Below are 13,270 nucleotides of genomic sequence, written 5' to 3' on the forward strand. Positions count from 1 at the left end.
ATGAACTTCTCCGGCCGGCACTGGATCGAGCTGCTGCGGCGTGCGCAGGAGGACGCGGAGCCGCTCACGGCCGCCGCGCTCTATGCGCACGCCTCGCCAGCGCACCAGGCGTGGTTGACGCCGCGTCTGTTCGATGCCCGCCACGACCGCTTGCTGCTTGCGTCGGCCGGATTCGTCCCGCCGCTCGTGCTGGCGCGGCTAGCTGTGATCTGCCGCGACGATGCCATGGTTGGCTTGCGTCTCGCCCGCAATCCCGCGACCCCCGCGGACGCGCTGGTTACGCTCTGGCGCCACGGCGGAGGCGAACGCCTGCGCTTGCTGCTGGCCAGGCATCCGCACATGCCGCGTGGCGTGCTGGCGCAGATCGCCGAAGGCACCACGCAGGTCAAGATACTGCGGGCGCTGTGCGAGAACACGGGCACCGCCGCCGATGTGCTGGCGGCGCTGGAGCGGCGCCACCTTCCGATGCTGCATCGCTTGCTCGCGATTAATTTCGCCACTGCCGCGGATACGTTGCAGTCCTTGTGGACGGCGGCGGACGAGCCGGCCGTACGCGCGCAGATTCTGCTGCATCCGCATTGCCCGGCGTGTTTGCTTGAAGCCATGCCCGAGTCTGTGCTCGAGCGGCGCTGCATCGCACAACAGGCGCGTGCGCCGGTGGCGCTGCTGCGGCAACTGGCAGCCGATGCCGACCCCACGGTGAGGCGGATTGCCGCCGCCCATGCCGTCATGCCGCCGCAAGCGCTGCTGACGCTCTGCTTCGATCCCGAGGCCGGGGTGCGCCGCGCGGTGGCGGGGCGGGCGGATTTGCCGGCAAGAATGGCCGGCTGGCTGCTGGAGGACTCGGATTCCTGGGTGCGCCGCACCGTGGCGCGCAATGCGGCCTGCCCACCGGCGCTGGTGACGGTTGCCGCCGGGGATGCCCACGTCGAGGTGCGGCGCGGCGCGGCGCGGCATTCCGCTTGTCCCGCGGACGTACTTGAACGGCTTGGCGCGGACCCGGAGGACTGGGTGCAAGCGGGCGTGGCCTACCGCGATGATCTCGCGCCGGCATTGCTGCGCCGGCTCGCGCGCAGCGCCAGCGTGGACGTGCTGGCGGGCGTGGCGCGCAATGCCGCCACCTCGCCAGCGCAGATTGCCAGGCTGGCAGCGCACGAGAGTCCGGACGTGCGCCGGGCGGTGATCCTGAACCGCGCTGCGCCGCGTGAAGTGCTGCTGGCCTTGCGCCAGGACGGCTACGCGTTGCACCGCGCCATGGTGCTCGATCATGCCAACCTCACGGACGCGGACCGCTGGCGCATGCGCGACGATCCCGATGCGCAGGTCCGCTTCCGCACATTCAGTCATTTCGCTCGGCAGGCCGGCGTGTGCGCAGCCGCGCAGACCGAGGCTGCGCCGAGAGCTGGACGACCAACACCGCTGAAGACGATGGAGACGATATGAAGATACTGGTGACGATCAAGCAGGTGGCCTCGCTGGATGAGGACTTCGAAATGCGCGGCGACAGCCGCGACATCGACCCCGACTTCCTGGTGCATGACCTGAACGAGTGGGACAACTTCACGCTGGAAGAAGCCATGCGGCTCAAGGAGGGGCCCGGCGGGGACAACATCGAAGTGGTCGTGGCCACGGTCGGGCCCGACAGCGCCGATGAGGAGTTGCGCAAGTGCCTGGCCAAGGGCGCCGACCGTGCGATCCGCGTCTGGGACGACGCCCTCGAGGAGTCCGACCCGATCGCGGTGGCGCGCGTGCTGGCGGCGCTGGCCCGCCGCGAGTCAGCCGATCTTGTCTTTGCCGGCGTGCAGGCTTCCGATCATGCCTTCGGTGCCACAGGCATGGCCATGGCCGGCCTGCTGGACGCGCCGCATGCCGCGGTAGTGGCCGCGCTGGAGTACGCCCCGGGCGAGCATACGGCCACGGTGCGACGCGAGCTGGAAGGCGGCACCTATGCCACGATGAAGATCAACACCCCGGCCGTGCTCACCCTGCAACTGGGCATCAACACCCCGCGCTACGCATCGCTGCGCGGCATCAAGCAGGCCGCCGCACGGCCGATCGAGGTAGTCGGGCCGGACGACATCGGGCTGGCGGCCGGCGATACCGGCGCGGCAGGTTCGCTGTCGCGGGTGCGCCGCATGTACGTGCCGGAGAAAGGGCGCGCCCAGATGATCGAGGGCACACCCGCGGAACAGGCATCGCAACTGGCGAAGATCATCAAGGAATTCAGGGGAGAAGCATGATGGCGGGCATTCTGGTGGTAGTCGAGCATCGCAAGGGAGAACTGCGTCCGGTCAGCCGCGAGCTGGTCGGCCTGGCAACCGCGTTGAAAACGGCTAGCGGCGAGCCGGTACAGGTGGCGGTGATCGCCGCCGACCCGGCGCGCTATGCGGAGCCGCTGAGGCTGGCGGGGGTGGACGAGATCGTGACGGTGCAGAGCGCCGACGATGCCTTCGATCCGGAGGTGTATGAGGCATCCGTGCGCGCGCTGATCGCCGCGCGGCAGCCATCGCTGGTGCTGCTGCCGCATAGCGTCGATACGCTGGGCTACGCCGCGCCGCTGGCGGTGCGCGACGGGCATGGCTTCACCACCGACGTGTTCGCGGTCGAGCGGGACGGGGAGGGCTGGGTGGCCACCCGCTCGGGCTACGGGCAGAAGGTGAACGTGGAGATGGAATTCCCGGGGCGCGCCACGGTGGTGTTGACGGTACGGCCCGGCTCGTTCAAGCCGGTGGAGGCCGCTGGCACGCCTGCTGTTTCGAGCCTGCCCGCGCCGCCGGTGACGCCGCGCAGCCAGCATCTCGGCTTCGAGGAGCCGGCCGGCGGCGACGACGTGGATATCCCGGGCGCCGACTTCATCCTTTCCATCGGCCGTGGCGTGGGCGAGGAAGACAATGTCGAGCAGTTCAAGGCGCTCTCCGACTCGGTGGGCGCCACGCTCGGCTGTTCCCGCCCGATCGCGGATTCGGGCTGGTTGCCGAAATCGCGGCAGGTCGGCCAGTCCGGCAAGACCGCGGCCAACTGCAAGCTGTACGTGGCGATGGGCATTTCGGGCTCGGTCCAGCACATGGCCGGCATGAAACATGTGGATACCATCGTGGCGGTCAATACCGATCCGGAAGCATCCATCTTCACCATCGCCAAGTACGGCATCGTTGGCGACATCTTCGATATCGGCAAGGAACTGCAAAACCACTTCTGATCACGCTCCGGCACCGCCCTCGCGCGATTGCCGCATTTTCCTTGTTGAAGGTGACGCATGAAATTGTCGCAATCCTGGGCCAGGGCGGTCGCCTCCGGCTTTCTTCTGTTCGGAGGGGCTGGCGCGGCGCCTTGCGTGTTCGCGCAGGAAGAGCCGAAGCCACCTGCCAGCCCCCATATCGTGAGCGCGAATGTGGCGCTCATGAGCAACTATGTCTTTCGCGGCATCACGTATACGCAGAATCGCCCGGCCCTTCAGGGCGGCTTCGACTATGCGCACGAAAGCGGCTTCTATGCCGGCATCTGGGGCACCAATGTCAGCCACAAGGCGATCAACGATGCCAGCCTGGAACTGGACCTGTACGGCGGCTATGCCAAGTCATTCGGCGACTGGCGCTTCGATGTCGGCCTGCTGCAGTTCTACTATCCGGAAAATCCCAAGCTGCCGGGTTCGGACGAGAAGTACAACACGCTGGAACTCTACGGGGCCGTCGGCTGGAAAATCCTGACCCTGAAATACTCGCGCACGCTGACCAACTTCTTCGGCTACGACAGCGCATCGATGGGCACCGGCAAAGGCAACTCGCACGGCAGCGGCTATCTGGAACTGAATGCGGATGTGCCACTGCCGTGGGACGTGACGCTGGGGCTGCACGTAGGCCGTCAATGGGTGCGCAACTACGGGGAGTTCAACTATACGGACTGGCGCGCCGCCGTCAGCAAGACCATTGGCGAGGGCTGGATCGTTTCTTTCGCCTATACGGGCACCAATGCCGACCGAACGCTGTGGGTAGCGGACGGCAAGCGGCTAGGCACGGCGCACTGGATCCTGGGCATGAAGAAGACCTTCTGATGCCATGCCCGGCACGGGCGCCGATGGCCGCCTAACCCTCCAGCCCGATGGGCTCCGCGACCCCGACCCAATGCTGGAAGCGGTCCGGGCTGCTGGCGGCATCGGATTGACCCCCCGCCGCTACCGGGATGCCGTGCCGGGCGGCGATCCGCAGCAGGCGCTCCAGGTTGCTGGTATCGGGGGCGCCATGATCGAGCCGGATCCGCCAGAAATCCACAAGGAGTGCCCAGTCGGGCAAAGGTGGGCCGTCGTGCGCGGCTGCCGGGGTGAGGTCGACACCCAGGCGGATGCCATCCTGGCGCAAACCGGCAAGCGCGGCATCGAGCCCGGCAAGCCCGGGTTCCGCGAGTTGCGGCAACAGCAGGTCGATGCGAGCGTGGGCGGCTGTCCTGGCGAGGGCCTGCAGCGCGCCCTGGATGCCGCGCAGCACCATGGCGTCGAGCGGTACCGTGTCGAGGCACAGGCACAACCGCTGCTGCGGCTTGAGCAGGGGATAGGCCTGGTCGAAGATGGCGAGCAGGTAGCGCTCGACCAGCTTGTCCAGCGTGCCTGCCTGGGCCGCGTACAGGAACAGATGCGCGGCGGGGATGGTGCCAGCGCGCGTGCTGTGCCAGCATGCCGAGCCTTCCGCCCAGGCCAGGCCGTCGCCGAGCGGCGTGACCTGGGCCAGGCTCACCTGCAAGCCTTGCGAGTCGAAGGCGCGCGCGAATTCGCCGAGCGAGCGCCGCCAGGCCTGCGCCGTGCGGCGGGCCGTCTCGCCGGCGAAGGCGTAGCGCACGGTGCCATTCGCGCTTTGCCATTGCGCGGAATACACCGCGCGCAGGGCATCGCGCAGCATGGCGCGGGCCTCGGGCCGGTTGGAGATCCGGATTGCGATGCCGAGCCTGGCGTTGATGGAGACGGATACGCCGTCGATCTCGAACGGAGTATCCAGCATGGCCGCAATCGTATCGACCAGCGTCAGCGCGCAGATCACGCTGCGCAGCCGGCGCTCGTCCTGCGTGCGTCCCGCAAAACGGGCGGGGTCGAGTGTCGGGCTTCCCACGCCGGCGGGGGCCTGCAGCGCGAGTATCGCGAACTCGTCGCCACCGCTGCGTCCCGCAGAAATCCCAGGGCCGCAGCAGGCGGCGAGCCGCTCGCCCAGGCGGGTCAGCAACTGATCTCCGAAGGCGCGGCCGTGCCGCTCGTTGATCCGCTTCAGGTTGTCAACATCCAGGCACAGCAACATGAAGGGCGCGCTGTATTGCAGCGCGAGGTCGATGCGGTCGAGCAGCAGGGCGCGGCTCTTGAGTCCGGTCAGCCGGTCGCGCAGCGGCTCGCGCTCGGCGCGCTCCTCGTCGCGTTTCTGGCCGCTGATATCGGAGATGAAGCCCTCGATGGCCAACAGCGTGCCGTTGCCCGCAAAGATGCCGCGGCTGCGCTCGCTTACCCATTTCTCCTGTCCCGCGTGGGTCCGGATGCGATAGCGCAGGTGGAATGCCTTGTGCTGCGCGAGCTGGCTTTGCACGTAGTCCCACACGTAGGCGCGATCGTCGGGGTGGATCAACGCGTCGTAGGACGGGTGGTTGAGCAGGTCCACGGCCTCCAGCCCGGTCAGCTCGAAGCAGCCATCGCTGACGAATTCCATGGTCCAGCGCCGGTCGTTGCGACAGCGAAACGCCATGCCGGGCAGGTGATCCAGCAGCGTCGACAGGCTGCGATCGCGCGCGCGCAGCACGTCTTCCGCGCGCTTGCGGGACTGGATGTCGGTCATCATGCCGGTGGTGCCGATCACCTCGCCGTGGCCGTCGAAGCGGGGCCGCAGCCGTACCTCCATCCAGCGCGGATGTCCGTCATGGCAGATCAGCCGCGTTTCGTAGCGGCATGCGTCGCTGTGCCGGGAAAGGACTGTGAGAAACTGTTCGCGATTGAGCGCCTGCTCATCGGGATGGACATAGCGAAACAGGGGCGTGTGCAGGCAGAGGTGCACATCCAGCATGGTGACGAACTTCCACGCATGATTCAGGAAATGGAATGTGGCATCGGCATCGGTCTCGAACACGATGTCCTCGATACCGTCGACCAGGGCACGATAGTCGTGATGCAGCGCAATGGGCCCGATGTTCGGGCGATGCGTGGTTACGTCGGCGTGCCTGACAGGCACGCGGCGGTTGGTGGCGGCCGCCACCGAGACCAGCACGAGCGCGCCGCCGAGGCAGCCCACGGCCAGCGGCGTACTGCTGGGCAGCCAGCCCATGGTGGCGCCAATGGCGTAGCCGCACGCGGCGGCCGCGCCGCCCAGGTACAGCCACACGGTCAGCATGATGCTTCCCCGCACGCTAATCCCTCTCGTCTCCCCTATTATTTTCCCGCCTTCGCTTGCTATGCTTGCATGCGAACGTTCAGGGCTGAATGCACGTTGCGACCCAAGGTGATCCAATGAACAGCAATCCCGTGCCTGCCAGACGCGCCTCGCCATCATACTTGCTTTTTTTGGCTCAGCAACAGCATCGCGCGCGTCCATGGGCGGTGGTCATGATGGTGGCTGCACTGGCTGCGCTGGCACTGATGGTGCAGCCCATATTGACCGCGGCGTGGTCCAGCGAAGCAGTGCGGTTCATGAGTAAGGCCGCCGAGTTGCGGCAGCGCGGCAGCGGCTTTGCGGGCAGCAACGAAGCCAATGGCGAGGCACGGCAATGGCTGGCGGAAGCGCGCGCATTGCTGGTCGATCCGCCGTTCGGATCCGCCCTTTCCGAGGCGGACCAGCCGGGCGCGTTCACTACGGCGGCGGGAGCCTTGCCGCTGCTTGAACAGGCCGCCGTGGATGTGGCTGAGTCGCTGCAGCGGCACCTGCGGGTCGACATCGCGGTCCGCATTGCCTTGCTGATCGTTGCCGGCGGCGGCTTGCTGGTTGGCCTGCGCCTGCGCCGCCATGCGGGCGAGGCCTGGGCTGGCGTGGCAGCGGGTAACGCTGCCGCTGCCACGCCGCAGGACCGCTGGCTGACCTTGCTCGACCACGTCATGACGGCGCTCTCCGGTGAATCGCTCAGCCCGCAGGCCTTGCGCAATGTCTGCGGCGCGGTGGCAGATAGCCTGGCGGCGCAGGCGTGTGGCATCTGCCTCGACGACGAGACCAGCGAGGCGCTGCAACTGCCGGCGGTGGTGCATGTGGGCGCGCTCGGCTGGGCGCAGGTCGAGCGCGCGCGCACGCTGGTGGTGGCCGGCCCGCATATGCTGTTCGAGATGGCGGACCATGGCGCGCCGGCCCGGCCCGGCGAGGCCGGTGCCGGGATGGCGGTGCCCATCAGCGACGGCAAGGTGCGTTACGGCCACCTGTTCGTGGTGTTTCAGACGGCGCGCGAATGCCAGTCGCAAGGGAGCCAGATCGGGGAAGCCGTAGGCGCGCACCTGGCACTGGCCATCGGTAGCTTCCGGCGCATGCAGGAGGGGCGGCGGGTGGCGCTGATCGAGGAGCGCGCGACGATGGCGCGCGAGCTGCATGACTCGCTGGCGCAATCGCTGTCATACATGAAGATCCAGGTCAGCCGGCTGCAAACGCTGTCGGAACGCGGTGACGCGCGCGAGGAGCTTGTGTCGACGGCGGAAGAACTGCGCGACGGGCTGAACGGCGCCTACCGCAAGCTGCGCGAGCTGATCACGACATTCCGCACGCAGATCAATGCGCAGGGGCTCGCCGCCGCGCTGGAAGAGGCCCTGGAGGAATACGGTGCCCGCAGCAGCGTGGCCATGACGCTGGACAACCGGCTCAAGCACTGCCGATTGACGGCCAACGAAGAATTCCACATCGTGCAAATCGTGCGCGAAGCCTTGTCCAATGTCGTGCGCCACGCGGGCGCGTCACAGGCCACGGTCCGGTTGCTGCCCGCGGACAACGGTGCGATGGCGATCACCATCGAGGACGACGGGCTCGGCTTCGAGCCGGCGGCGGACGCGCGCAACCAGCACGGCACCGCCATCATGCGTGAACGGGCGCTAAGCCTTGACGGCGCTTTGGCCATCACCCCGCGGCCGGGCGGCGGATGCTGCGTTGCGGTGCGCTTCCGTCCGGTGGGGCAGCCCGACTGGTAAGCGCCGCGCGCAATCGGGGAAACCCTGACGGCGCCGCTATGCGGACGGGCGGGTTCCACAAATCGGTGGATGCCGTGTACCATCTCCGGACCCCCTGCAAACAGCCGCCGACACAGGCGGCAATGCGGTCCACACCGGGACGAAGGACAAACCGCCGCGGCCGCGCAGAAAAATAGAACGGAGACAACTGGCCATGGAAGCGAGCAATACGGTTCTGGTCATCGACGATCATGCGCTGTTTCGCAAAGGCCTGGCGCAACTCATCGGCATGGACAAGGGCTTTCGCGTCGTCGGAGAAGCCGCGTCCGGCGCCGAGGGTGTCGACATGGCCGTGCGCATGCAACCCAATGTGATATTGATCGACCTCAACATGCCCGGCATGAGCGGCATCGAGACGATCGGCGCATTGCGGGAGAAACAGGTGGATGCGCGCTTCATCATGCTGACAGTGTCGGACAACGATCGCGATGTCGTGTCGGCGCTGCGTGCCGGGGCGCATGGCTACCTGCTCAAGGACATGGAGCCGGAGGATCTGTGCGATTGCCTGCGGCGCGCGGCCAACGGCGCGTCCGTGTTGAGCGACTCGATTACCGGCAATTTGATGCAGGTGGTGGCAACAAACCAGCGTGTTCCTGCTGCGCAGGCGGACCTGACCGGCCGGGAATCCGAAGTGCTGGACTTCCTGGCTGAGGGCTTGTGCAACAAGACGATTGCCCGGCAACTCGGGATCAGCGTGGGAACTGTCAAGGTGCACGTCAAGCACGTGCTCTCCAAGCTCAACCTGCACTCACGGCTGGAAGCCGTGGTGTGGCGGCACGAGCACCAGAAGTCGCGGCACTGATCCCGGGATCCTGATCGGCACCTGCGCTGTTGCGCTGACCGAGGCGGCAGCGCCTCGCATGCGAGCGGCCGGTTTTCCACTATCGGAGGTGGATTGCTGCGCGGCCATGCCTCTTTGTAGGTATCTCTCCTTTGGATTATTGTCTGTCACGCCTTCACCCTCCAATAATCCTCTCCATGTCTTCCTGAGCCATTCCCGCACGAAGACATAAAAACATCAGGCAGGAAACAGGCGCGCATCCCGACGCGCTTACCACAGGAGGATTCATGACGACCGTCGGCCAAGCGAAGGTGGCATTCCGTGCCCGCAGCATCCGTTGGGGCTTTATCTGGGCGCTCTGGTGCGCGGTCTTGTGGGGCGCGTGGTATGTGCCGGGCGCGGCGGTCTGGAAGGAGGCGCCGTTCGCCACCATGGATCTGGCGAATCCGCGCCAATTCCTGACGGCGGCCGCGGTCATCACCACGTTCAACGCCTTCTCGGTCTTGCTGTTTCTGTTCCTGTGGCTGATCGTGCTGGGCAAGTTCCAGGACTTCGGCCGCACACTGGTGCGAGTGCGGCGCATTTCCAAGTGGTACTTCGCCGCGGCGATCTTCGGCGGGCCGATGGCGATCTTCGGCTCCTTCCTCGCCATGGGCTATGTGGGCGCCGTGTTCGCCGCGATCGCCGGGTTGCTGTACCCGATCATCGGCGCCAGCATTGCGCGCATCTGGTACAACGAGAAGATCACGATGCGTGCCACGCTGGGGATCCTGGTGATCGTCGGCGGCGGTATCGCGATCTACGCGCCCGGGATCCTGGACGAGCTCTCCGGCGCCTCGAACCGGCATACCTCGTGGCTGGGCTACCTCGGCGGCGCCATGGCCGCGATCGGCTGGGGTGTGGAGGGCGCGCTGGCGGGACGCGCGCTCGATGTCACGGATCCGGATTGCGGCATTACGGTGCGTTTCACCGCGGAATCCATCTACTGGCTGTGCATGGTCTTGCCGGCGCTGGCGCTGTTCGGCGATGTCGACGTCATCCACCTGATCATCCAGACCTGGAATCTCAAGGCCATCACGTGGCTGCTGCTGGCCGGCATCACCTTCGGCTTTTGCTATGTGTCCTGGTACAAGTCCTTCCCGCTCATCGGCGTGGGCCGCGGGCAGGCCATTGCCGCGCTCTATGGCGCGTTTGCGGTGGTGTTCCTGGCGGCGTTCACGTTGCAGTTTCCGGCGTGGAACTTCCTGTTGGGACTCACGCTGGTAGTTTCTGGCGCCTTCCTGATGTACACGGAGAAGAGCGACGTCCTCGAAGTGGTCCGCTCGCTGTAGGTGCGGCGGCGATTTCTCGAACCGGAGATGACAAGTGGCGAAAGTGCATATCAAGGGTTTCATACTGCAGCAGATTGCCGGTACCGACGGGATGTGGGATAGCGATATCGCGGCATCGGTCTGCGAGGAATACGGCAAGCAAGGGCCGTACTGGATCGGCTCCGTGCGCGTCATTCTGACGGATCTGTATTCTGGCGGCCTGGTGACCAGCGTCGAGGAAAAGTTCGATGCCTATGCCGACAAGATGCGATTTCGCTTCCGGGTGAGCGACTTCGGCCGCCAGCGCATGCGGGATACCGGATTGCTGTGAGGCGCCGCACCGCGGACCCTCACCTATATCAGCTGTAGCACCAACTTCAACAAGGAGACTGCCATGTCGGATTTCTGGGGCTATCCGGGCGCTGACGTGCTCGCGATCGTGATTATCACGGCGCTCAGCCTGACCGCGCTGTATCACGCCAGGACTTTTGTGACCAAGATCTAGACGGACTGGATTCGCTCGAGCCTGGCGACATATCGCCAGGCTTCGATGATGCTGTCCGCGGCGCGATCGATGTCGTCCTCTCCGATAGGCCAGGAGATGACCGACAGGCGCATGATCTCGTGGCCCTTCCAGCAAGCGCCGCCAACATAGCAATCGCCCGTGGACTGTACGCGTGCAACCACGTCCCGGGTCAAACGGTTGGCAACCGCATCGTCCTCACCCATACCGAAGCTGACGATGACCTGGTTGAGCGATACCTGGTTCAGCACGGTAATGCCGGCTTGCTCTTCCAGCCGCACAGCCATGCGGCGCGCCAGCCTGCAGTGGCGCGACACCATCTCGGCGATGCCCGCGCGGCCGAGGTGGCGCAGCATGGCCCAGGTGGCGAAGCCGCGCGCACGGCGGGAAAGTTCCGGCACGTAATGCGATGGATCGCGCTCGTCCGCGGCCGCGTGGGGCAGGTAGCTGGCGGTAGCCGTCAGCGCGCGCCGGTGGGCTTCGGGATGGGCGACGATGGCATAGCCGCTGTCATACGGGGCCTGCAGCCATTTGTGCCCGTCGGTCGCCCATGAGTCGGCGGCTTCGTAGCCGGCGGCGAGCGGCGCTGTCTCGGCGCACGCCCTGGCCCACAGGCCGAAGGCGCCATCCACATGCAGCCACGCGCAGCGTTCACGGATATCCGGCAGCATCTCCTGCACCGGATCGAACGCACCGGTATTGATCTGGCCAGCCTGCACGATCACGATGGCGGGGCCTTTGCAGGCGGCCAGCGCGGAGCGAAAGGGCGCCACCAGCATGGCGCCGTCGTGCCCGCTCGGCACGCGCGTGACGCGATCCCGCCCGAACCCCAGCAGGCGCAGCGCGGCAAAGACAGATGTGTGAGCCTCGTCGCTGACCAGCACGTGGATCTCGGGTGCGCCGAACAGGCCCTGGACCTCGACATCCCAGCCGACCTTTTGCAGGACATGCGTGCGAGCGGCAGCGAGGCAGGCAAAGTTGGCCATGGTCGCGCCAGTGACAAAGCCCACGGATGCACCGTCTGGCAGGCGGAGGATGTCGAGCAGCCATCTGGCCGAGATGTCCTCCGCGGCTGCGGCGGAGGGCGCGCCGTGGTGGTTGCCGCAGTTCTGGCCCCAGGCACTGGTGAGCCAGTCGGCGGCGACGCCGACCGGATGCGACGCACCTACGACCCAGCCAAAAAAACTCGCACCGGTGGTCGGGAGCAAGCCAGGTTCCGCCAGCGCGCGCAAGGCATCGATCGTGTCCGCCGCGGACATGCCGCTTTCGGGCGTGGGACCGTCCCATGTCTGGTGGCATGCCGCGTACGATCCGGCAGGCGGCTGCACGTTCTCCGCGACCGATTCCCGGTATCGCGTGGCCGCCGCGGCAGCGCGGCCTAGTACACCGAGATCCCCTGTTTGCCTGCGCGACATACCAGTACTCTCCTGCAGCGTGATGCCGATCTCTTTCAAGAAAGGATGCTACACGAAATCCTCCTGCATTTGAGGTGCTGGGCGCGGCAATGGGTGCCGGTGGTGGCGACATGCAAGCCTGGTCATGAGCGGGAAGGCTGCGGCTTGCGAACCCATCGGCACGTCGGTCTTCATCACGGAGACCGCGCCAAAGCGGGGGCTAAAATCAGCCTCTCCCCGCGAGAGGCCAATGAGCCACCTACAATGCGCGCATGTCCTTCGATCCTCAACCGGCGATCTCCGTCCTCCAGTTGCGATTCAGCCTGCGAGGCTTGAGCCCGCCGGTTTGGCGGCGCGTCCTCGTTCCCGAGCACTTGACGCTCGCGCAATTGCACAATGTCATCCAGGTAGTCATGGGGTGGACGGACGAACACCTGCGCTTCCTGGCGGAGATGGAAAGTGTTGTGCCGTGGCATCGCCTGATCGCGGCGGTCGAGCCGTACTACCCCAAAGGCAAACGTGGGCGACCGCCAATCGGACTGGAGCGGATGTTGCGCATTTATTTCCTGTGCGCCGGTCAAAACTGGCGAGATGTTGTGAATGAAAGAGTCATACGTTGAAGGTTTAGCCAGCCACGACGGCCCCGAGTCATGCGTGTGCATCCGTGAGGATGCAGGCGAAGCGTTGACAGGGGTACGCGCGGGCCGGGTATTGAGCCGCGTAATAGATGCCCCGTGGCGAAAGCTGCGGGTAGACCGGGGTGCCGAGGCTGTAGGAAGTAGCCGAAGGCCACACCGGTGCTGCCGCCATGGCAAGGCAGCACCGGACCCCGCGCGGTCAGAGACCCCGTGCACGCACGGAAACATCTCGCACGGGAAGCGATCTGTCCTGAGCGCGCAAAGCGTGCCAAGAAAGGCGCGAAACGAGAGAAAAACCGGCTTGAATCGGCCTATCTCTCTCGCATTGTGAAAACCAGGTCATTGGCTTGTGCAACATCAAGCGCAAACCTCATTGATCAGCACTTCCCTAGATACTATGAAGGGCCGCGGAGGTAAGCCCCCTGGAGTAAAACGAAGATTCCAAGTCTCGTTTCTCGAGGAGCAC

10 protein-coding genes and 2 pseudogenes are annotated in these 13,270 nt (G+C 66.0%); 10 read left to right on the top strand and 2 right to left on the bottom strand.

Annotation, left to right across the window (positions count from 1 at the left end; genetic code table 11):
• From AC07XB_RS24225 to AC07XB_RS24240, 4 genes are read left to right on the top strand one after another with little or no spacing between them, the layout of a single operon-like run.
• The gene (locus AC07XB_RS24225) at positions 1-1,443 is read left to right on the top strand and encodes a hypothetical protein (RefSeq protein WP_492830179.1); all 1,443 of its coding nucleotides are present in this window, start codon (positions 1-3) and stop codon (positions 1,441-1,443) included.
• Complete coding sequence (locus tag AC07XB_RS24230) at positions 1,440-2,240, top strand: electron transfer flavoprotein subunit beta/FixA family protein (protein WP_492830181.1); 801 nt, start codon at positions 1,440-1,442, stop codon at positions 2,238-2,240. The genes AC07XB_RS24225 and AC07XB_RS24230 overlap by 4 nt, the downstream gene beginning before the upstream one ends.
• Positions 2,237-3,199 carry an electron transfer flavoprotein subunit alpha/FixB family protein gene (locus AC07XB_RS24235; RefSeq protein ID WP_492830183.1) on the top strand — a complete coding sequence of 321 codons (963 nt, stop codon included), beginning with the start codon at positions 2,237-2,239 and terminating at the stop codon, positions 3,197-3,199. Before AC07XB_RS24230 ends, AC07XB_RS24235 begins: the two co-directional genes overlap by 4 nt.
• A gap of 57 nt (positions 3,200-3,256) precedes the next feature.
• Positions 3,257-4,051 carry a TorF family putative porin gene (locus tag AC07XB_RS24240; protein ID WP_492830185.1) on the top strand — a complete coding sequence of 265 codons (795 nt, stop codon included), beginning with the start codon at positions 3,257-3,259 and terminating at the stop codon, positions 4,049-4,051.
• A gap of 31 nt (positions 4,052-4,082) precedes the next feature.
• Here the strand turns inward: AC07XB_RS24240 and AC07XB_RS24245 are convergent, their stop codons facing one another.
• Complete coding sequence (locus tag AC07XB_RS24245) at positions 4,083-6,353, bottom strand: sensor domain-containing protein (RefSeq protein WP_492830187.1); 2,271 nt, start codon at positions 6,351-6,353, stop codon at positions 4,083-4,085.
• Between the two features lie 296 nt (positions 6,354-6,649).
• Between AC07XB_RS24245 and AC07XB_RS24250 the strand changes: the two genes are divergently transcribed.
• From AC07XB_RS24250 to AC07XB_RS24265, 4 genes are all read left to right on the top strand, one after another.
• Positions 6,650-8,119 carry a histidine kinase gene (locus AC07XB_RS24250; RefSeq protein ID WP_492830189.1) on the top strand — a complete coding sequence of 490 codons (1,470 nt, stop codon included), beginning with the start codon at positions 6,650-6,652 and terminating at the stop codon, positions 8,117-8,119.
• A gap of 193 nt (positions 8,120-8,312) precedes the next feature.
• The gene (narL, locus tag AC07XB_RS24255) at positions 8,313-8,960 is read left to right on the top strand and encodes a two-component system response regulator NarL (RefSeq protein ID WP_253932448.1); all 648 of its coding nucleotides are present in this window, start codon (positions 8,313-8,315) and stop codon (positions 8,958-8,960) included.
• A gap of 266 nt (positions 8,961-9,226) precedes the next feature.
• Positions 9,227-10,270 carry an EamA family transporter gene (locus AC07XB_RS24260; protein WP_492830191.1) on the top strand — a complete coding sequence of 348 codons (1,044 nt, stop codon included), beginning with the start codon at positions 9,227-9,229 and terminating at the stop codon, positions 10,268-10,270.
• A gap of 34 nt (positions 10,271-10,304) precedes the next feature.
• Positions 10,305-10,580: a hypothetical protein gene (locus AC07XB_RS24265; protein ID WP_253932450.1), complete on the top strand. Its 276-nt coding sequence runs from the start codon at positions 10,305-10,307 to the stop codon at positions 10,578-10,580.
• A 170-nt stretch (positions 10,581-10,750) separates the two neighbouring features.
• On the opposite strand, the gene AC07XB_RS24270 is transcribed toward AC07XB_RS24265, so the two are convergent.
• Positions 10,751-12,187, bottom strand: a complete 1,437-nt coding sequence (locus AC07XB_RS24270) for a pyridoxal phosphate-dependent decarboxylase family protein (protein WP_492830193.1) — start codon at positions 12,185-12,187, stop codon at positions 10,751-10,753.
• 251 nt (positions 12,188-12,438) lie between these two features.
• On the opposite strand from AC07XB_RS24270, the pseudogene AC07XB_RS24275 reads away from it, so the two are divergent.
• Positions 12,439-12,543, top strand: a pseudogene (locus AC07XB_RS24275) (hypothetical protein); the annotation flags it as partial.
• A gap of 60 nt (positions 12,544-12,603) precedes the next feature.
• Positions 12,604-12,771, top strand: a pseudogene (locus AC07XB_RS24280) (transposase); the annotation flags it as partial.
• Positions 12,772-13,270: the final 499 nt, after the last annotated feature.

It is taken from the genome of Cupriavidus sp. GW821-FHT02F09, assembly GCF_059421605.1.

Coding starts and splice junctions, on each gene's coding strand:
- AC07XB_RS24225 (WP_492830179.1), top strand. CDS start 1: ATGAACTTCTCCGGCCGGCACTGGATCGAGCTGCTGCGGCGTGCGCAG.
- AC07XB_RS24230 (WP_492830181.1), top strand. CDS start 1,440: ATGAAGATACTGGTGACGATCAAGCAGGTGGCCTCGCTGGATGAGGAC.
- AC07XB_RS24235 (WP_492830183.1), top strand. CDS start 2,237: ATGATGGCGGGCATTCTGGTGGTAGTCGAGCATCGCAAGGGAGAACTG.
- AC07XB_RS24240 (WP_492830185.1), top strand. CDS start 3,257: ATGAAATTGTCGCAATCCTGGGCCAGGGCGGTCGCCTCCGGCTTTCTT.
- AC07XB_RS24245 (WP_492830187.1), bottom strand. CDS start 6,353: ATGCTGACCGTGTGGCTGTACCTGGGCGGCGCGGCCGCCGCGTGCGGC.
- AC07XB_RS24250 (WP_492830189.1), top strand. CDS start 6,650: ATGAGTAAGGCCGCCGAGTTGCGGCAGCGCGGCAGCGGCTTTGCGGGC.
- narL (WP_253932448.1), top strand. CDS start 8,313: ATGGAAGCGAGCAATACGGTTCTGGTCATCGACGATCATGCGCTGTTT.
- AC07XB_RS24260 (WP_492830191.1), top strand. CDS start 9,227: ATGACGACCGTCGGCCAAGCGAAGGTGGCATTCCGTGCCCGCAGCATC.
- AC07XB_RS24270 (WP_492830193.1), bottom strand. CDS start 12,187: ATGTCGCGCAGGCAAACAGGGGATCTCGGTGTACTAGGCCGCGCTGCC.